The sequence below is a fragment of the Streptomyces thermocarboxydus genome, assembly GCF_024760485.1.
GTDB lineage: Bacteria > Actinomycetota > Actinomycetes > Streptomycetales > Streptomycetaceae > Streptomyces > Streptomyces cellulosae.
The window spans coordinates 3356312-3373710 of record NZ_CP058273.1; the positions used below are offsets into that span (position 1 = coordinate 3356312).

14 protein-coding genes and 4 tRNA genes are annotated in these 17399 nt (G+C 70.7%); 9 read left to right on the forward strand and 9 right to left on the reverse strand.

Annotation, left to right across the window (positions count from 1 at the left end; all coding sequences use genetic code 11):
• Positions 1–23: 23 nt before the first annotated feature.
• The gene (locus AY578_RS15420; RefSeq protein WP_019526560.1) at positions 24–572 is read right to left on the reverse strand and encodes a hypothetical protein; all 549 of its coding nucleotides are present in this window, start codon (positions 570–572) and stop codon (positions 24–26) included.
• A gap of 73 nt (positions 573–645) precedes the next feature.
• Positions 646–996, reverse strand: a complete 351-nt coding sequence (locus AY578_RS15425) for a metallopeptidase family protein (RefSeq protein ID WP_026244081.1) — start codon at positions 994–996, stop codon at positions 646–648.
• Positions 997–1080: 84 nt separating this feature from the next.
• Here AY578_RS15425 and AY578_RS15430 point away from each other — a divergent pair, with 84 nt between their 5' ends.
• The 7 genes from AY578_RS15430 (at position 1081) to AY578_RS15460 (ending at position 7800) form a co-directional block, all read left to right on the forward strand.
• Positions 1081–2730 (forward strand): metallophosphoesterase family protein, encoded by a 1650-nt coding sequence (locus tag AY578_RS15430; RefSeq protein WP_019526558.1) that lies wholly within the window; start codon positions 1081–1083, stop codon positions 2728–2730.
• An 80-nt stretch (positions 2731–2810) separates the two neighbouring features.
• Positions 2811–2883, forward strand: a tRNA-Glu gene (locus tag AY578_RS15435).
• 39 nt (positions 2884–2922) lie between these two features.
• Positions 2923–2997: transfer RNA gene (locus tag AY578_RS15440), tRNA-Asp, on the forward strand.
• 24 nt (positions 2998–3021) lie between these two features.
• Positions 3022–3095, forward strand: a tRNA-Phe gene (locus tag AY578_RS15445).
• Positions 3096–3202: 107 nt separating this feature from the next.
• Positions 3203–7183 (forward strand): ATP-dependent RNA helicase HrpA, encoded by a 3981-nt coding sequence (gene hrpA, locus AY578_RS15450; protein ID WP_215188287.1) that lies wholly within the window; start codon positions 3203–3205, stop codon positions 7181–7183.
• A gap of 91 nt (positions 7184–7274) precedes the next feature.
• Positions 7275–7349: transfer RNA gene (locus tag AY578_RS15455), tRNA-Asp, on the forward strand.
• A 220-nt stretch (positions 7350–7569) separates the two neighbouring features.
• Positions 7570–7800: a DUF6274 family protein gene (locus AY578_RS15460; RefSeq protein WP_019526556.1), complete on the forward strand. Its 231-nt coding sequence runs from the start codon at positions 7570–7572 to the stop codon at positions 7798–7800.
• 436 nt (positions 7801–8236) lie between these two features.
• Here AY578_RS15460 and bldC read toward each other — a convergent pair whose 3' ends face one another.
• Both bldC and AY578_RS15470 read right to left on the reverse strand, forming a co-directional pair.
• Entirely contained in the window at positions 8237–8443 is a 207-nt protein-coding gene (gene bldC / locus AY578_RS15465) for a developmental transcriptional regulator BldC (protein ID WP_003949541.1), read from the reverse strand.
• Positions 8444–8983: 540 nt separating this feature from the next.
• Positions 8984–9826, reverse strand: coding sequence for a DUF8083 family protein (locus tag AY578_RS15470; protein ID WP_136239671.1), 843 nt, complete (start codon positions 9824–9826; stop codon positions 8984–8986).
• A 220-nt stretch (positions 9827–10046) separates the two neighbouring features.
• On the opposite strand from AY578_RS15470, the gene AY578_RS15475 reads away from it, so the two are divergent.
• The gene (locus AY578_RS15475; protein ID WP_258902783.1) at positions 10047–11135 is read left to right on the forward strand and encodes a Leu/Phe/Val dehydrogenase; all 1089 of its coding nucleotides are present in this window, start codon (positions 10047–10049) and stop codon (positions 11133–11135) included.
• A gap of 319 nt (positions 11136–11454) precedes the next feature.
• Positions 11455–11703 (forward strand): DUF3073 domain-containing protein, encoded by a 249-nt coding sequence (locus tag AY578_RS15480; RefSeq protein WP_006133346.1) that lies wholly within the window; start codon positions 11455–11457, stop codon positions 11701–11703.
• A 123-nt stretch (positions 11704–11826) separates the two neighbouring features.
• Here AY578_RS15480 and purM read toward each other — a convergent pair whose 3' ends face one another.
• The 5 genes from purM to AY578_RS15505 all read right to left on the reverse strand — a co-directional run bounded on the left by purM (position 11827) and on the right by AY578_RS15505 (position 17398).
• Positions 11827–12894, reverse strand: coding sequence for a phosphoribosylformylglycinamidine cyclo-ligase (gene purM, locus AY578_RS15485; protein WP_019526553.1), 1068 nt, complete (start codon positions 12892–12894; stop codon positions 11827–11829).
• A 33-nt stretch (positions 12895–12927) separates the two neighbouring features.
• Positions 12928–14454 (reverse strand): amidophosphoribosyltransferase, encoded by a 1527-nt coding sequence (gene purF / locus AY578_RS15490; protein ID WP_019526552.1) that lies wholly within the window; start codon positions 14452–14454, stop codon positions 12928–12930.
• 62 nt (positions 14455–14516) lie between these two features.
• Complete coding sequence (locus AY578_RS15495; protein WP_137210932.1) at positions 14517–15302, reverse strand: META domain-containing protein; 786 nt, start codon at positions 15300–15302, stop codon at positions 14517–14519.
• 56 nt (positions 15303–15358) lie between these two features.
• Complete coding sequence (locus AY578_RS15500) at positions 15359–16156, reverse strand: maleylpyruvate isomerase family mycothiol-dependent enzyme (RefSeq protein WP_258902792.1); 798 nt, start codon at positions 16154–16156, stop codon at positions 15359–15361.
• A gap of 9 nt (positions 16157–16165) precedes the next feature.
• Positions 16166–17398, reverse strand: a complete 1233-nt coding sequence (locus AY578_RS15505; protein WP_258902795.1) for a hypothetical protein — start codon at positions 17396–17398, stop codon at positions 16166–16168.
• Between the last annotated feature and the right edge of the window lies 1 nt (position 17399).

Below are 17399 nucleotides of genomic sequence, written 5' to 3' on the forward strand. Positions count from 1 at the left end.
GGTGAACGGGGTATCGGAGGGGGCTAGGCGGGCGCTCCCGCCCTCGGCGCGGGCTCCCGCTGCCCGAGCTGGGTGTCGGGCGGCTGGTGGGCGGACGAGGACGGTTCGGCCTGGGTCGGCTCGGAGGTCGGCCCCGGGTCCTGCGGCGGATCCGAGGGCTGCGGGTCCGGGGTGCGGCTGGGCTCGGGCGGGTCGGGGCGGTCGTCGGGGGTCGGGCGCGCGGGCTCGTCGGGGCCGCCGCCGTCGGACGCGGGGCGGCTCTCCTCGGCGGACGGCCGGTCGCCGGACGGGGACGGGTGCTTGCCCTTGTGCTTCTTCTCGCCGTCCTTCCCGTCCTTGTCCTTGCCGCCCTCCTCGTCGCGTCCGCCGTCCGCCCCGGCGGCTCCGTGGCCGGCCTTGCCGCCCACCCCGTCGGTGCCGCCGTCCGGGGCGTCGCCGTCCGAGCGCCCCGCGGAGTGGGACGGCGCGGCCTTCCCGCCCGCGTCGCCGTCACCCACGCTCACGCATCCGGCGGCAGCGGCGACGGCCACGACCGTGGCGGCCAGGCGGACGGGTACGTACAAGCGGCGCACGGGGCCACCTCCGTTTGGGGTACAGGGTCGACAAGCCCAACTCCCGTCACCCGCAAGAGGACACGCGAACGGCCTATCCGTAGCCGAGCGCGTGCAGCCGCGCGTCGTCGATCCCGAAGTGGTGCGCGATCTCGTGCACCACCGTGATCTCGGTCTCCGTGACCACGTCCTCCCGGGACTCGCACATCCGCAGGGTCGGCCCCCGGTAGACCGTGATCCGGTCGGGCAGCACCCCGGCGTACCACTCCCCCCGCTCGGTCAGCGGCGTCCCCTCGTAGAGCCCGAGCAGCTCGGGATCGTCCGCCGGCGGCTCGTCCTCCACGAACACCGCGACGTTGTCCATGAGCCGCGTCAGTTCCGGGGGGATCCGGTCCAGCGCCTCGGCGACCAGCTCCTCGAACTCCTCGCGCGTCATCTCCAGCACGAAGCCATTGTCGGGGACGATCGGTCCGTACGAGAGGCGGGCGACGCCCGCATATCCGGCCGCCCGCACGGGCATAGGGGATCAATGGCCCGCGTCCCGACTGCCGTCAAGAACCTGATCCACCGCTTCCCACGGCTCCCGCAGGCCCCGACCCGCCGTCACCACTCAGGCGGCACCCGGCCCCCGGCCGCGCCGGCCCTCGCGCTCACCCCCGGCGCACGGCCGCGCCCCTGGGTGCGCGCCCTCGGTCTGGTCGCGGTGGTGCTGCTCGGCGCCTGGCTGGGCCTGCTCGTCGTCGGCAACGTCCGTGTGCCGGTCGGCCCGATGAACACCACCATGACCCTGCGCCCGTCCTTCACCGGCGGCACGAAGATCAACATCTCGCCCCTGGGCGCCCTGCAGCTGGACAGCCACATCGCCCCGGTGCGTCTCGACGTCAACGTCGACCAGCTCGACCCCGAGCGCTCCCGCGCCCTGGTCGACCACCCGGAGCGCCTCTCGGGGCTCCAGGACGAGGTCACCGAGGACATCGCCCGCGGCACCGCGGACCTCGCCGTGCGCTCCTGCGTCGCCGTGGTCACCGGCGCCGCCACGCTCGGCCTGCTCGTCTACCGCCGTCCCCGCCGCGCCCTGGCCGCCGGAGGGCTCGCCCTCGGCCTGCTGGCCGCGTCCGGCGGCACGGCGTACGCGACCTGGAACCCGGACTCCGTGCTGGAGCCGAAGTTCTCCGGCCTGCTGTCCTCCGCGCCCTCGCTGGTCGGCGACGCGCGCAGCATCGTCACCGAGTTCGACGTCTACCAGCAGGAGTTGGCCCGTCTGGTCACCAACGTGACCAAGCTCTACGACGCCACGTCCACGCTCCCCGTCTACCAGCCGGACCCGACCACCATCCGCGTCCTGCACGTCTCCGACATCCACCTCAACCCCGCGAGCTGGAAGATCATCGCGTCGCTGGTGGAGCAGTACCGGGTGGACGTGATCGTCGACTCCGGCGACACGATGGACCACGGCACGGCCGCCGAGAACGGCTTCCTGGACCCGGTCGAGGAGCTGGGCGCCCCGTACGTGTGGGTGCGCGGCAACCACGACTCGCTCATCACCCAGCGCTATCTCGACCGGATGAGGAACGTGCACGTCCTCGACGACGGCCGGGCCCGGACCATCGCGGGCCTGCGCTTCGCCGGCATCGGCGACCCGCAGTTCACCCCCGACCGCACCCAGAAGACCGGCGCCGAGCAGTCCCAGGAACTGGCGGGCGCCCGGCTCGCCTCCTCGATCCGGGACCAGAGGCGGTCCGGCACCCCGGTGGACGTGGCGGTGGTCCACGAGCCGTCGGCGGCCCGCGAGGTCGACGGCACCGTGCCGCTGGTCCTCTCCGGCCATCTGCACCGCGAGGACACCGAGGTCATGCGGTACGGCACCCGGCTGCGCATCGAGGGCTCCACCGGCGGCAGCGGCCTGCGCGCGATCGAGGGCAAGTACCCCGACCCGATCGAGACGTCGATCCTCTACTTCGACCGGGACACCAAGCGCCTCCAGGCCTGGGACTCGATCGAGCTGGGCGGCCTCGGGCTCACCACGGCGGAGGTCAGCCGGCACCTGCCCGAGGAGAACCAGCCGGGGGCGGACAGCTCGCCCTCCCCCTCCGGAAACTCACCCGGCGCCGCGTCCGGCAGCCCGTCGGGGACCACCCCCTCGTCCCCCTCCGCCACGCCGTCCCGGCCCCGTCCCTAAACCGTTTTGGCGAACCATCCCGCCATCCCATATGCTTCTCACGTCCCCGACGCGCTGAGAAGCGCCCAGGCGGGCCGATAGCCCTCATCGTCTAGCGGCCTAGGACGCCGCCCTTTCAAGGCGGTAGCACGGGTTCGAATCCCGTTGGGGGCACGCACCACCCTGTGCGACACTGTCGTACGACACAAGCTTGGTCCTGTGGAGCAGTTTGGAGTGCTCGCCACCCTGTCAAGGTGGAGGCCGCGGGTTCAAATCCCGTCAGGACCGCTGATGTTTCACGTGAAACATCGCGGCTGGGTAGCTCAGTTGGTACGAGCGTCCGCCTGAAAAGCGGAAGGTCGCCGGTTCGACCCCGGCCCCAGCCACAGCAAAGGCCCCGATCTCTGATCGGGGCCTTGTTGTGTGCCCCGGCTGTCTGCCCCGGCAAAATGGCTCGCCGCGTTTTTCCGCGGTCTGAGATCCTGGAGTCCGTATGTCTACGCACTCTGCCCCCGCCCTCGGCTCCCTCGCCTCCCGCCTCTCCGAGCTGTCGCTGCGCGATGCGCACCGGCTCGGGCGGCGGCTCGAAGGTGCCCGCAAGATCCGTAAGCCGGAGGCGCGTGCCGCCGTGCTCGGTGAGATCGAGGCGGAGGTCGCCGCGGCCGAGGAGCGGATGGCGGCACGCCGGGCCCGGGTGCCGGAGGTCCGGTATCCCGAGCAGCTGCCCGTCAGCCAGAAGAAGGACGCCATCGCCGAGGCCATCCGTGATCACCAGGTGGTGATCGTGGCCGGTGAGACGGGCTCCGGCAAGACCACGCAGATCCCGAAGATCTGCATGGAGCTGGGGCGCGGCGTCCGCGGCATGATCGGGCACACCCAGCCCCGGCGGATCGCGGCCCGTACGGTGGCCGAGCGGGTCGCCGAGGAGCTGGACACCCCGCTCGGCGAGGCCGTCGGCTGGAAGGTCCGCTTCACCGACCAGGTGGACCCGGAGGCCACGTTCATCAAGCTGATGACGGACGGCATCCTGCTCGCGGAGATCCAGACCGACCGCGAACTGCGCGCCTACGACACGATCATCATCGACGAGGCGCACGAGCGGTCCCTGAACATCGACTTCCTGCTCGGCTATCTCGCGCAGCTGCTGCCGAAGCGTCCCGACCTGAAGGTCGTCATCACCTCGGCGACCATCGACCCCGAGCGCTTCTCCCGGCACTTCGGCGACGCCCCGATCATCGAGGTCAGCGGGCGGACGTACCCGGTGGAGGTGCGCTACCGGCCGCTGCTGGAGGAGGACTCCGAGGACGCCGACCGGGACCAGATCACCGCGATCACCGACGCCGTCGAGGAGCTGATGGCGGAGGGCCCCGGCGACATCCTGGTGTTCCTCTCCGGTGAGCGGGAGATCCGGGACACGGCGGACGCGCTGAACAAGAAGCGGTACCGCTCCACCGAGGTGCTGCCGCTGTACGCCCGGCTGTCGCACGCCGAGCAGCACCGGGTGTTCCAGCAGCACAGCGGCCGCCGGATCGTCCTGGCCACCAACGTGGCCGAGACGTCCCTCACCGTGCCCGGCATCAAGTACGTCATCGACCCCGGCTTCGCCCGTATCTCGCGCTACAGCCACCGCACCAAGGTGCAGCGGCTGCCGATCGAGCCGGTCTCGCAGGCCAGCGCCAACCAGCGCAAGGGCCGCTGCGGCCGTACCTCGGACGGCATCTGCATCCGGCTGTACAGCGAGGACGACTTCCTCTCCCGTCCCGAGTTCACCGACGCGGAGATCCTGCGGACCAACCTGGCCTCGGTCATCCTCCAGATGACGGCGGCCGGCCTGGGCGAGATCGAGAAGTTCCCCTTCATCGACCCGCCGGACCACCGCAACATCCGCGACGGCGTCCAGCTGCTCCAGGAGCTCGGCGCCCTGGACCCCACGCAGAAGGACCCGCGCAAACGCCTCACCCCGACCGGCCGGAAGCTGGCCCAGCTGCCGGTGGACCCGCGTCTGGCGCGCATGGTGCTGGAGGCGGAGCGCAACGGCTGCGTCCGCGAGGTCATGGTCATCGCCGCCGCGCTGTCGATCCAGGACCCGCGCGAGCGGCCCGCCGACAAGCAGACGCAGGCCGACCAGCAGCACGCCCGCTTCCGCGACGAGACCAGCGACTTCCTCGCGTTCCTCAACCTGTGGCGGTACATCCGCGAGCAGCAGAAGGAGCGCGGCTCGTCGTCGTTCCGCCGGATGTGCAAGCAGGAGTACCTGAACTTCCTGCGCATCCGCGAGTGGCAGGACATCTACGCCCAGCTGCGCACCGTCGCCAAGCAGATGGGTATCCACCTCAACGACCAGGACGCCCCCGCCGACCGCATCCACGTCTCCCTGCTGGCCGGTCTGCTCTCGCACATCGGCATGAAGGACGTGAAGGAGTCCAAGGACTCCGGGCAGGGCGGCGGCCGGCGTGAGGGCGGGCGCAACGAGTACCTCGGCGCGCGCAACGCCAAGTTCGCCGTCTTCCCGGGCTCCGCGCTGTTCAAGAAGCCGCCGCGGTTCGTGATGTCGGCGGAGCTGGTGGAGACGTCCCGGCTGTGGGCGCGGGTCAACGCGAAGATCGAACCGGAGTGGGTCGAGCCGCTCGCCGAGCACCTGGTCAAGCGCACCTACAGCGAGCCGCACTGGGAGAAGGACCAGGCGGCCGTGATGGCGTACGAGAAGGTCACGCTGTACGGCGTGCCGATCGTGGCGCAGCGGAAGGTGAACTACGGGCGGATCGACCCCGAGCTGTCCCGGGAGCTGTTCATCCGCAACGCCCTGGTCGAGGGCGACTGGCGCACGCACCACAAGTTCTTCGCGGACAACCGCAAGCTGCTGACCGAGGTCGAGGAGCTGGAGCACCGGGCGCGGCGCCGGGACATCCTGGTCGACGACGAGACCCTCTTCGACTTCTACGACCAGCGGATCCCCGACCATGTGGTGTCGGGGGCGCACTTCGACTCGTGGTGGAAGCGCAAGCGGCGCGAACAGCCCGACTTCCTCGACTTCGAGCGGGAGATGCTGATCCGCGAGTCGGCGGACGCGGTCACCAAGGCCGACTACCCCGACACCTGGCGCCAGGGCCCGCTCACGTTCCGTGTGACGTACCAGTTCGAGCCGGGGGCGGACGCGGACGGCGTGACCGTCCACATCCCGCTCCAGGTGCTGAACCAGGTCACGGACGAGGGCTTCGACTGGCAGATCCCGGGTCTGCGCGAAGAGGTCGTCACAGAGCTGATCCGCTCCCTGCCCAAGCCGATCCGGCGCAACTACGTGCCGGCGCCGAACTACGCCAAGGCGTTCCTGGAACGCGCGGTGCCGCTGCAGGAGCCGCTGACCGTCACGATGGCCCGCGAGCTGAAGCGGATGGTCGGGGTGCCGTTCGAGGCGGAGGACTTCGACTGGTCCCGTGTCCCGGACCACTTGAAGGTGACGTTCAGGATCGTCGACGAGCGGCGCCGCACGCTCGCCGAGGACAAGGACCTGGAGGCGCTGAAGCTCAAGCTGCGTCCCAAGGCGCGCAAGGCGCTGTCGCAGGCGGCGGCCGCCACGGCGCAGCGCCAGGGCGGGGAGTCGCTGGAGCGCAAGGGGCTGACGGACTGGACGATCGGTTCGCTCACGCGGGTGTTCGAGACGCGCCGGGCCGGCCAGCCGGTGAAGGCGTATCCGGCTCTGATGGACGACGGTGACTCGGTGTCGGTGCGGCTGTTCGACTCGGAGGCCGAGCAGGCGGAGGCGATGTGGAAGGGCACCCGCCGGCTGATCCTGCTGAACATCCCGGTCAACCCTGGGAAGTTCGCGTCCGAGAAGCTGACCAACCCTCAGAAGCTCGCCCTGTCGGCCAATCCGCACGGTTCGGTGCAGGCGCTGTTCGACGACTGCGCCATGGCCGCTGCGGACAAGCTGATCGCGGACTTCGGCGGCCCGGTGTGGGACGAGGAGTCCTACCGGAAGCTGTTCGACAAGGTGCGCGCGGAGATCGTCGACACGACGGTCCGCGCGGTCGGGCAGGTGCAGCAGGTGCTGGCCGCCTGGCAGGCCTGTGAGCGCCGTCTGAAGGGCGTCCGCAGCCCCGCGCTGCTGCCGAACCTCCAGGACGTCCGCACGCAGCTGGACGGGCTCGTGAAGCCGGGCTTCGTGACCGAGGCGGGGCTGCGCCGGATGCCGGACCTGATGCGGTACCTGGTGGCCGCGGACCGCCGGCTCCAGCAGATGCCGACGAACGCGCAGCGGGACACCACGCGCATGGCGAAGGTCCACGAGATGCAGGACGAGTACGCCTGGCTCCTGGAGCAGATGCCGCAGGGGCGGCCGGTGCCGCAGCAGGTGCGGGACATCCGCTGGATGATCGAGGAGCTGCGGGTCAGTTACTTCGCGCACGCGCTGGGCACGGCGTACCCCGTGTCGGACAAGCGGATCGTGAAGGCGATCGACGCCGCCGTGCCGTGACGGGACCCGCACGCAGGGTGAGTTCGACCAGGGGGCTTCTGCTCCTGTACAGTCCTTCTCGCAGCGCAACGCAGGAAAGCGCCGCGATCCTGGTCCTGTGGAGCAGTTTGGAGTGCTCGCCACCCTGTCAAGGTGGAGGCCGCGGGTTCAAATCCCGTCAGGACCGCATACCGGAAGGCCCGCCCCCCGTAAGGGATGGCGGGCCTTCCGCATGTGCAGACCCGTCCGGGTGTTCCGGAGGCACTGTGGAGGCTCCTCCGCAGGCCCGTGACCCGGGAAGGGCCTCGACGGCCTTGTCGCGGGCCCCAGCGCCGTCTTGACGGCCTCGCGCTCCCTCGGTACTCCAGGAACAGGGCACGTGTCCGCGGGGGGACCGGAGGTGGCGCATGACGGCATCGGCCAGGCATGAGACACGGGCGCTGCTCCGCGCGCATCTCGCGGCCGCGTCGTCGTACCGGCACCTCACCCGTCAGTGCCCGGTCTGCCACCGTCTCCAGCGCCTGGCGATGGACTCCGCGGGGGACTCCGCGCCCTTCGACGGCGCCGAGCCCGTCGAGCCGTCAGAACCCGTCGAGGGCCCTCAGGAACAAGCCGCCACCGAGGCGCGTTCCGTCTAGCGCATATGCCGTCGGCTCAACAACCCAACTGGTATGTGACGGGTGTCACCGCATGAGTTTTCACAAGGGCGGAACTTACGCCTCACCTACAACGGGTCAATTTAATATGTGCAATTGCACTCCCTCGAGTGCTCCGTCCCGACCTCTCCGGAGCCGATCCCACAGACGTCCTCAGGCTCCGACAAGCCCGCGCACATAAGGGCGTTGAGGCAGTCCGGACCCGCACGCGGACCCACCACCGGCGCACAAAAAAGATCGCGCTGGACCCGGCGGAGTCCAGCGCGATCGACGACGCACCCGGTGTTCAGTTGGCTGTGAAGCTCTGATTCGGTTGGGCGAGAGGGCTGTTGGGGCAGTCCCCGCGTCGCTTGGAGCTAAAGTTCCCGGGCGTCGTGGCCGGTGGGGGACCAGCCGGTTCTGCCCGGTTCATGCAGGTTCAGGCCTCGCTGCGCTGCTGCGGGATGCCCGCGAGCAGTGCGCGGACCTCGGCCTCGCGGTAGCGGCGGTGGCCGCCGAGCGTGCGGATCGACGTGAGCTTGCCGGCCTTCGCCCAGCGCGTGACCGTCTTCGGGTCGACGCGGAACATGGTGGCAACCTCAGCGGGGGTCAGCAGCGGCTCGGCATCAGGGGTGCGAGCGGTCATGAGCGGCCTCCTCGGGAGAACCGAACCTTCTCGGTTCTTTCCTCTAAATTCTGCACCTTGACCCGCGTTGCCCGAAATGGCGGACGCGAGTCGAGTCGGTTATAGGACGAACGGCTTGTCCTCGGCACTACAACTACACCATCTGTCCAGCCACGTCGGCCAAACCGATGGAATTGCCCTCCCAGGTGTTCATCAGCCGCGGAAGCCGATGGACCATGCCATAGCGGACAGTCACGCCCCTGTGACGATCAGTCACAGCAACGTGCAGGAGTCACCGGACCCCCCAAAGCGTGCAATGCTGAGATTCCGCCCATAGTGGAGCACAGCAGGACGGAGGAGTCCTCCCCGGACTCCTTGTCCTATTTTGGCATGAGGAGGGGCAAGAGACGCAAGGGTCTTGTGCGTGCGGTCCGTCACGCTTGACACGCTTGAGACTTACGCCCGGTAAGGCTGCTACGTCCGATGTCGCATCCGGATTGACGCGACTTCAACCAGCCTCAGGCCGAAGACAAAACCCCAAGAAGGGCGTTTGGTCAAACGTCAGTTCGCCGATCGCAGGTCACGGACCGCGCGCCAGCGATCGACGAGGCGCCCGTACGCCTCCGCCGCACCCCCCTCGTCGCCCCGCCGCAGCGCCGCGATCCCCTCGCCGACGTCGGCTGCCGAGTGGTCGTCCGCCAGGGCGCCGGCCGGCACGGCGTGCACCAGCCCCCCGTAGTCCAGCTCGACCAGCGACCGCGGGTGGAACTCCTCCAGCCAGCGGCCGACGTCCACCAGGCCGTCGATCAGCAGACTCTCGTCCACGGCGTCCCGCAGCGCCCGCAGTGCCCGCGCCACCCGGCGCCGCGCCTGGACCATGGGCGTGCGGTAGCGCAGGACCGGGACCTCGCCGGCGGAGCCCTTGGCGTACTGGCGCTCCTCGTCGGTGAAGAGCACGAACCAGTTGATCGGCACCTGCCAGGTGGAGGTGCGGATCCACGGGCGCGCGTCGGGGTGCTCGGCCAGCCAGCGCTCGTAGTCCCGGCTCGCCTCCTGCCGCACGACCGGGGGCAGCAGGGCGTCCAGGACCGGCAGCGGGTACTCCTCCGCGAGTTCGCCCAGGGTCTGCCAGCCGCGCAGCCGGGTGCGCCACGGGCAGACCCGGACCTCGCCGTCCGTCTCCAGCACGAAGGCGTCGCCGCTCTCGTGCACCGGGACCGGCGCCGGCGGGACCGCCGCGAGGTCGGCCAGCGACCGGCGCAGCTCCTCCTGGTACGAGGGGAGGTCGTCGCGCCGGGCGTACCGCTCCCAGTGGCCGCGCTCCGGCTCGGGGAAGGCGGCCAGCGGTTCGTACACGCGCAGGTAGGAGGCGTAGGGGACGATCACCGAGGACACCTTGGTCACGCTCTGCTCCCTCCCCCGCGGACCGCCGCGAAAACCTGCCGGGACCCCGCCCGGACGGGTGGGAAACCCCGGCAAATCGTCGCACGGGGTACTCCGGACGGAGGTGATCCGGGACACAGTGCCGCCGACCGGCGGGTAAGGATCTACTCTCGTGCCACAGCCCCCGCCACCCGTACGGGAGCCCGTCCCACCCGCCGCTACTTACTCAGGAGTCACCACAGTGACCGACGTATCTGACGGCGTCCTGCACACCCTGTTCCGTTCGGACCAGGGCGGCCACGAACAAGTCGTGCTCTGCCAGGACCATGCCAGCGGCCTCAAGGCCGTCATCGCCATCCACTCCACCGCGCTGGGCCCCGCGCTCGGCGGTACGCGGTTCTACCCGTACGCCTCCGAGGAGGAGGCCGTCGCCGACGCGCTCAACCTCGCGCGCGGGATGTCGTACAAGAACGCCATGGCCGGTCTCGGCCACGGCGGCGGCAAGGCCGTGATCATCGGCGACCCGGAGCGGATCAAGACCGAGGAGCTGCTGCTGGCCTACGGCCGGTTCGTCGCCTCCCTCGGCGGCCGCTACGTCACCGCGTGCGACGTCGGCACCTATGTCGCCGACATGGACGTCGTGGCCCGGGAGTGCCGCTGGACCACCGGCCGCTCCCCCGAGAACGGCGGCGCGGGCGACTCGTCGGTGCTCACCTCCTACGGCGTCTACCAGGGCATGCGGGCCGCCGCCCAGCATCTGTGGGGCGACCCGTCGCTGCGTGACCGCAAGGTCGGCGTGGCGGGCGTGGGCAAGGTCGGGCACCACCTGGTGGAGCACCTGCGGGCCGAGGGCGCCGAGGTCGTGATCACCGATGTGCGTGAGGACGCCGTCCGCCGGATCCTCGACCGGCACCCCGAGGGCGTGTCGGCCGTGGCCGACACCGAGACGCTGATCCGCACCGAGGGCCTGGACATCTACGCCCCGTGCGCGCTCGGCGGCGCCCTGAACGACGACACCGTGCCCGTGCTGACCGCCAAGGTGGTCTGCGGCGCGGCCAACAACCAGCTCGCCCACCCAGGTGTGGAGAAGGACCTCGCCGACCGCGGGATCCTCTACGCGCCGGACTACGTGGTGAACGCCGGCGGCGTGATCCAGGTGGCGGACGAGCTGCACGGCTTTGACTTCGACCGGTGCAAGGCGAAGGCGTCGAAGATCTTCGACACCACGCTCGCCATATTCGCACGTGCGAAGGAGGACGGCATTCCGCCGGCTGCCGCAGCCGACCGGATCGCCGAGCAGCGGATGGCGGAGGCGCGTCCGCTGCGATGAGGTCCGTGCGGGGCGCCCCCGATCGGGGCGCGTTCGCACACATGAGCGGTACCCGCCGGGGGGCACTTGGAGAGAACTCTCACTTCTCCCGGCGGGTCGACCGGCGATAAGTGGTTAGAATCGCGGTTGACCAGCGAGGACAGGGCGCCTCGACGGTCCCGGGCGCGGGCACGTCATGCGGGCGACGTACCGTATGGGCGCGGGCTCAGGTACCGTGGAAGCCCTACGGACCGGTCTCTCCATGGAGAGCCCGTTCTGGACCATGAACGCGTGTCAAGACTCTGGGGCCGTCGAGCCCCGTCGTTGAGGGGGTCGAGCCATGGGGCGCGGCCGGGCCAAGGCCAAGCAGACGAAGGTCGCCCGCCAGCTGAAGTACAACAGCGGTGGGACTGACCTCTCACGCCTGGCCGAGGAGCTGGGCGCATCGACGTCGAATCAGTCACCGAACGGTGATCGTTTCGAGGACGATGAGCAAGACGACGACCTGTACGCAAAGTACGCCGACCTCTACGAGGACGACGAGGAGGACGAGGACGGCCCGTCCTCGCAACAGCGTCGCGGCGCTTGACCTTGCGTGAAGCATGAGCCCGGTCGGTGACCCAGGTCACCCGCCGGGTTCAGTGCTGCCCGGACCGGCCCGGCCGGCCGGTGTGCTGCCCGCCCGGACATCGGGCGGGCAGCCTTTCCGTGCTCAGTTCGCGTAGTCACCGACAAGAGCAGCACCCGTGGTGTGGTCTCCGCGCTCGGTGATCTCGCCGGCCACCCAGGACTCCACGCCGCGGTCGGCCAGCGTGGTCAGCGCCACGTCGACGGACTCCTGGGGCACGATCGCGATCATGCCGACGCCCATGTTCAGCGTCTTCTCCAGCTCCAGCCGCTCGACCGAGCCGGTCCGGCCGACCAGGTCGAACACCGGGCCCGGCGTCCAGGTGGAGCGGTCCACCGTGGCGTGCAGCCCGTCCGGGATCACCCGGGCCAGGTTGGCCGCGAGTCCGCCGCCGGTGACGTGGCTGAACGCGTGCACCTCGGTGGTGTGGATCAGCGACAGGCAGTCCAGCGAGTAGATCTTGGTGGGCTCCAGCAGTTCCTCGCCGAGGGTGCGGCCCAGTTCGTCGATCCGGGCGTCCAGCGACAGGCCCGCCTGGTCGAGCAGCACGTGGCGGACGAGCGAGTAGCCGTTGGAGTGAAGCCCGGAGGACGCCATGGCGATCACCGCGTCACCCGAACGGATGCGGTCGGCGCCGAGCAGCCGGTCGGCCTCCACGACGCCCGTACCGGCCCCGGCGACGTCGAAGTCGTCCGGGCCCAGCAGACCGGGGTGCTCGGCGGTCTCGCCGCCCACCAGGGCGCATCCGGCCAGCACACAGCCCTCCGCGATGCCCTTGACGATCGCGGCGACACGCTCGGGGTGGACCTTGCCGACGCAGATGTAGTCGGTCATGAACAGCGGCTCGGCCCCGCACACCACGATGTCGTCCATGACCATCGCGACCAGGTCGTGCCCGATGGAGTCGTAGACGCCCATCCGGCGGGCGATGTCGACCTTGGTGCCGACGCCGTCCGTGGCGGAGGCGAGCAGCGGGCGCTCGTAGTTCTTCAGGGCGGAGGCGTCGAAGAGGCCGGCGAATCCGCCAAGGCCGCCGAGGACCTCGGGGCGCTGCGTCTTCTTCACCCACTCCTTCATCAGTTCGACCGCGCGGTCGCCCGCTTCGATGTCGACGCCCGCCGCTGCGTAGCTGGCACCAGTGTTCTGGGACATGGCTGTGAGAGCTTTCGTGTCGTCCGTCAGGGCTTACGGGCGGCGGATCGCGTCGACCGCGGCCGGGGCGGCGGTGCCGGCGGCCAGCTCGGTCTCCAGCAGCTGCTTGCCGAGGAGCTCGGGGTCGGGCAGGTCCATCGGGTACTCGCCGTCGAAGCAGGCGCGGCACAGGTTGGGCTTGGCGATGGTGGTCGCCTCGATCATGCCGTCGAGCGAGATGTACGCCAGGGAGTCGGCGCCGAGCGAGGTGCCGATCTCCTCGATGGTCATGCCGTTGGCGATCAGCTCGGCGCGGGTGGCGAAGTCGATGCCGAAGAAGCAGGGCCACTTCACGGGCGGCGAGGAGATCCGGATGTGGACCTCGGCGGCGCCCGCCTCACGGAGCATGCGGACCAGGGCCCGCTGGGTGTTGCCGCGCACGATCGAGTCGTCGACGACGACCAGGCGCTTGCCCTTGATGACTTCCTTGAGCGGGTTCAGCTTCAGCCGGATGCCGAGCTGCCGGATGGTCTGCGAGGGCTGGATGAACGTACGGCCGACGTACGCGTTCTTGACCAGGCCGGCGCCGAAGGGGATGCCGGAGGCCTCCGCGTAGCCGATGGCCGCCGGGGTGCCGGACTCCGGCGTCGCTATCACCAGGTCGGCCTCGACCGGTGCCTCCGCGGCGAGCTTGCGGCCCATCTCGACGCGCGAGAGGTAGACGTTCCGGCCGGCGATGTCGGTGTCGGGGCGGGCCAGGTACACGTACTCGAAGACGCATCCCTTGGGCTTCGCTTCCGCGAATCGGGACGTTCGCAGTCCGTTCTCGTCGATGGCGACGAACTCGCCCGGCTCGATCTCGCGGACGTACGCGGCGCCGCAGATGTCGAGGGCGGCGGACTCGGAGGCGACCACCCAGCCGCGCTCCAGCCGGCCGAGGACCAGCGGGCGGATGCCCTGCGGGTCACGGGCGGCGTAGAGGGTGTTCTCGTCCATGAAGACGAGGCTGAAGGCGCCCTTGACCTTGGGCAGGACCACGTGCGCGGCCTGCTCCACGGTGACCGGCTCGCCGTCGGCGGCGCGCTGGCCGGCCAGCAGGGCGGTGATCAGGTCGGTGTCGTTGGTCGCGGCCACCTTGGGGGCGCGGCCGTTCTCCTTGGGGAGCTCGGCGACCATGTCGGCGAGCTGCGCCGTGTTGACCAGGTTGCCGTTGTGGCCGAGCGCGATGGATCCGTGCGCGGTGGCGCGGAACGTCGGCTGGGCGTTCTCCCACACGGAGGCTCCGGTGGTCGAGTAGCGGGCGTGACCGACCGCGATGTGACCCTGGAGGGAGCCGAGGGAGGTCTCGTCGAAGACCTGGGACACCAGGCCCATGTCCTTGAAGACGAGGATCTGGGAGCCGTTGCTGACCGCGATTCCCGCGGATTCCTGGCCCCGATGCTGGAGGGCGTAGAGCCCGAAGTACGTGAGCTTGGCGACCTCTTCGCCCGGAGCCCAGACACCGAAGACGCCGCAAGCGTCCTGGGGGCCTTTCTCACCGGGGAGCAGGTCGTGGTTGAGTCGTCCGTCACCACGTGGCACGCCTCCGAGTGTAGGCGAGACCGACCACTGGTCCGAATGCGGGATGCGGCCCCGCAGGCGGATCAGCGGGCCGCGACGGCCCGCACTTCGGTTCCGTTTCCGCTGGTCAGCGTGAGGGTGTCGCCGTCGACGGCGTACGTGGCGGTCCCGTCGAAGAGCTTCGTCAGGGCCTTCTCGGCGTCCATGAGTGAGTCTTCGCACATCATTCGTGTCAGGGACGGGAGGCCGAGGGTGATATGGCCGTCGCGCACGGTGGCCCTCGCGTTCACCTGGTTGCAGCCGAGGTTCCCGGAGACCGTGCCGCGCTCCTGGTCGAAGGTGAGGTGGGCGCGGCCGGCGCCGTCGGGGGTGGTGACGTTCCAGCGGGTGCCGTGCAGGGAGCTGTCCTTCGCCTCGCTGAGGCGCACGGTGTCGCCGGACTCGGTGGTCAGCGTGAGGCGGTCGCCGCTGACGTCGGCCTTCAGCTCGCCGGCGGCCAGGGCGCCGGAGACGGCGCTCTCGCCCGCCATGACCTGGTCGTCGCAGGCCCGCAGGGTGGTCTCCGGGTCGGAGAGGCGGACGCGGTCGCCGTCGGTGCGGACGCGGGCCTCGAAGAGGTTGCAGCCGTAGCTGCCGGTGGCGCGGCCGTCCTCGCCGAGGGTGAGGTGGGCGCCGTCCGGGGCGCGGCGGGTGGCGCCGTCGACGGTGACGCTGTCGACGGTCCAGCGGACGCCGGTGACCGGCCGCTCCGCCTCGGCTGCGCCGCTGCCGGCTCCCGCCTTCTCGCTGCCGCAGGCCGCGGCGAGCGGGACGACGAGCACGGCAACGGCCGCCAGGGTCCTGCGGGAGGTGTGCTTCTGTCGGTCCATGCCGCTTCGACGGGCCACCGGAGCGGGCGGTTCCCCTGGGTTTCGGTGCCCGTGTCTCAGCCGAGCAGCGGCAGGTACGGCCCGAGGTCGGCGCGCTCGCCGCTGGCGCTGACCTCGGCGGAGGCCACGGCGTCCGTCCAGGAGAGCCGCCCGCCGGCCAGCCGGATCCAGGTGAGCGGGTCGGTCTCCACCACGTTCGGCGGGGTGCCGCGCGTGTGCCGGGGGCCCTCGACGCACTGCACCACCGCGAACGGCGGGACGCGCACCTCCGTGGAGCCGCCGGGCGCCTTCGCGGCGAGCGCGTCGGCCAGCAGCCGTACGCAGGTGGCGAGCGCCTGCCGGTCGTACGGGACGTCCAGGCCGGGGACGGCGGCGTTCAGGTCGTCGGTGTGGACGACCAGCTCCACGGCGCGGGTGACCACGTAGTCGGTGAGGGGCAGGGCGCCCGCGCTGGTCGGGAGCAGTCTGCCGCCCGGGTGGGCGTCGAGGCGGGCGGTGAAGCGCCGCTCGGCGTCCGCGAGGTAGGCGTCGAGGTCGGGGTGGCCGGCGGCGAGCCGGTGCGCGGTGTCCGCGATGGCTCCGGCGTCGGCGGCGATGGCGGTGGGCCAGTCGGTGAGCCGGGCGTCCTGCTTGGCGGGCTCCGGCTCGTCCAGCAGCCGGTCGACGGCCAGCAGCGCGGTGCCGATGTGGGCGACCAGTTCCCGGACGGTCCAGTCGCCGAGCCGGGTCGGCGCGGCGAGCTCCTCCGGGGTGAGGGCGCGGACCGCGGCGCGCACGTTCCCGAACTGGGCCAGGACGGCGGCGCGGGTCTTGGCGGGGTCGTAGGAGCGGGGGCGTTTCCTGGCCGGTGGCATGGGGTGAGCCTATGCGGGACGGAAGGGGAAGTCGGGGGACTTCGGGAGGACGACGTCCGTGCAGCCACGGCGCTCGGTGACGTCGGTGACGTAGGCGCGGAAGACCTTTTTGATCTCGGCCGGGATCACCTGGTCGTAGCCGAGGGCGAGGGTCATGGTGTGGACCTGCGGCTGCCCGGAGCAGACGGAGGAGGCCCACCAGACCGGGTCCTCGCTGCTGCGGCCCGCCCCGCCGGGCCTGGCGGGTTCCGGTTTCTCGTCACCATTGGTGCTGGTGAGCAGGACGTTCCTCGCCCTCTCGCCGGAGTAGGTGTGGAGGGAGACGAACCACTGCCCCGGCGCCGTCGGCCTCAGCAGATAGGACTGGTTCTCCACCTCGGCGTTGTAGAGGCCCGCCGCGCGCTCGGCGCCGAGCACGAGGACGCACCGCTCGTCCCAGAGCCGGTCGTCGGTACGGCTCTGGAGGACCTGGTCCGGGAAGCGGACGCTCCGGGCGAAGTCACCCTCGCGGTACCAGGCGCAGGTGCCCTCGGCGCGGGAGGCCGGGACGGGGCCCTCGGGCAACACGGGGATGTTCTCCGGCGGGTCGGGCAGCCGATCGGCGCAGCCCAGCCGGTCCGCGAGGTTGTTGGCGGTGGTCACGGCGGTCTCGGCGAGGACGTCCCGGTCGTGGTCGGTGAGCTGGCCGTTCTCCGAGAAGGGCGGCTTGGTGACCATCAGCTCGGCCCGCGCCCACAAGGCGGTGACGGGCCGCCCGTCCGCCTCGCCCTCGGCACACGGGAGCTCGACGACGACCCCGGAGTCCGTGACGATGCCGGTGATGCCGCCGCCGAGCGGCTGATACGGATGGGTCGGACCGCCATGGGGATCGAGGAGGACGTCCAGCGGATCGTCGGCGACCTGCGGGCCCGCCGGCAGGACACCCATCGCACCGGTGAAGAACCAGCGCTCCCCGCTGTTCGTGCCGTACGCCTCGCCCGCCTCGGTGCTGAAGATCTCGCAGTTCTGCGGCAGCCCGTCGTCGAGGTCGATCGTGCCTTCCTCGGAGTCGCGGTGGGTGAGGGTGCCGCCCGCCGGGGACAGGGACAGCACCCGTTCCGCCGGGACGAGTCCTCCGCAGGCATCGTCGATCTGCTGTCGGGCCTCGACGGTCAGCCAGGTCTCCCGCCCACACCAGCCGAGGGCCACCACGGCTGCCAGACACAGCAACACGCACACGGGCTTGCGCACCCCGCTCGGCATG

Coding starts and splice junctions, on each gene's coding strand:
- AY578_RS15460 (WP_019526556.1), top strand. CDS start 7,570: ATGACGGCATCGGCCAGGCATGAGACACGGGCGCTGCTCCGCGCGCAT.
- hrpA (WP_215188287.1), top strand. CDS start 3,203: ATGTCTACGCACTCTGCCCCCGCCCTCGGCTCCCTCGCCTCCCGCCTC.
- AY578_RS15430 (WP_019526558.1), top strand. CDS start 1,081: ATGGCCCGCGTCCCGACTGCCGTCAAGAACCTGATCCACCGCTTCCCA.
- bldC (WP_003949541.1), bottom strand. CDS start 8,443: ATGACCGCTCGCACCCCTGATGCCGAGCCGCTGCTGACCCCCGCTGAG.
- AY578_RS15480 (WP_006133346.1), top strand. CDS start 11,455: ATGGGGCGCGGCCGGGCCAAGGCCAAGCAGACGAAGGTCGCCCGCCAG.
- AY578_RS15500 (WP_258902792.1), bottom strand. CDS start 16,156: ATGCCACCGGCCAGGAAACGCCCCCGCTCCTACGACCCCGCCAAGACC.
- purM (WP_019526553.1), bottom strand. CDS start 12,894: ATGTCCCAGAACACTGGTGCCAGCTACGCAGCGGCGGGCGTCGACATC.
- AY578_RS15495 (WP_137210932.1), bottom strand. CDS start 15,302: ATGGACCGACAGAAGCACACCTCCCGCAGGACCCTGGCGGCCGTTGCC.
- AY578_RS15505 (WP_258902795.1), bottom strand. CDS start 17,398: ATGCCGAGCGGGGTGCGCAAGCCCGTGTGCGTGTTGCTGTGTCTGGCA.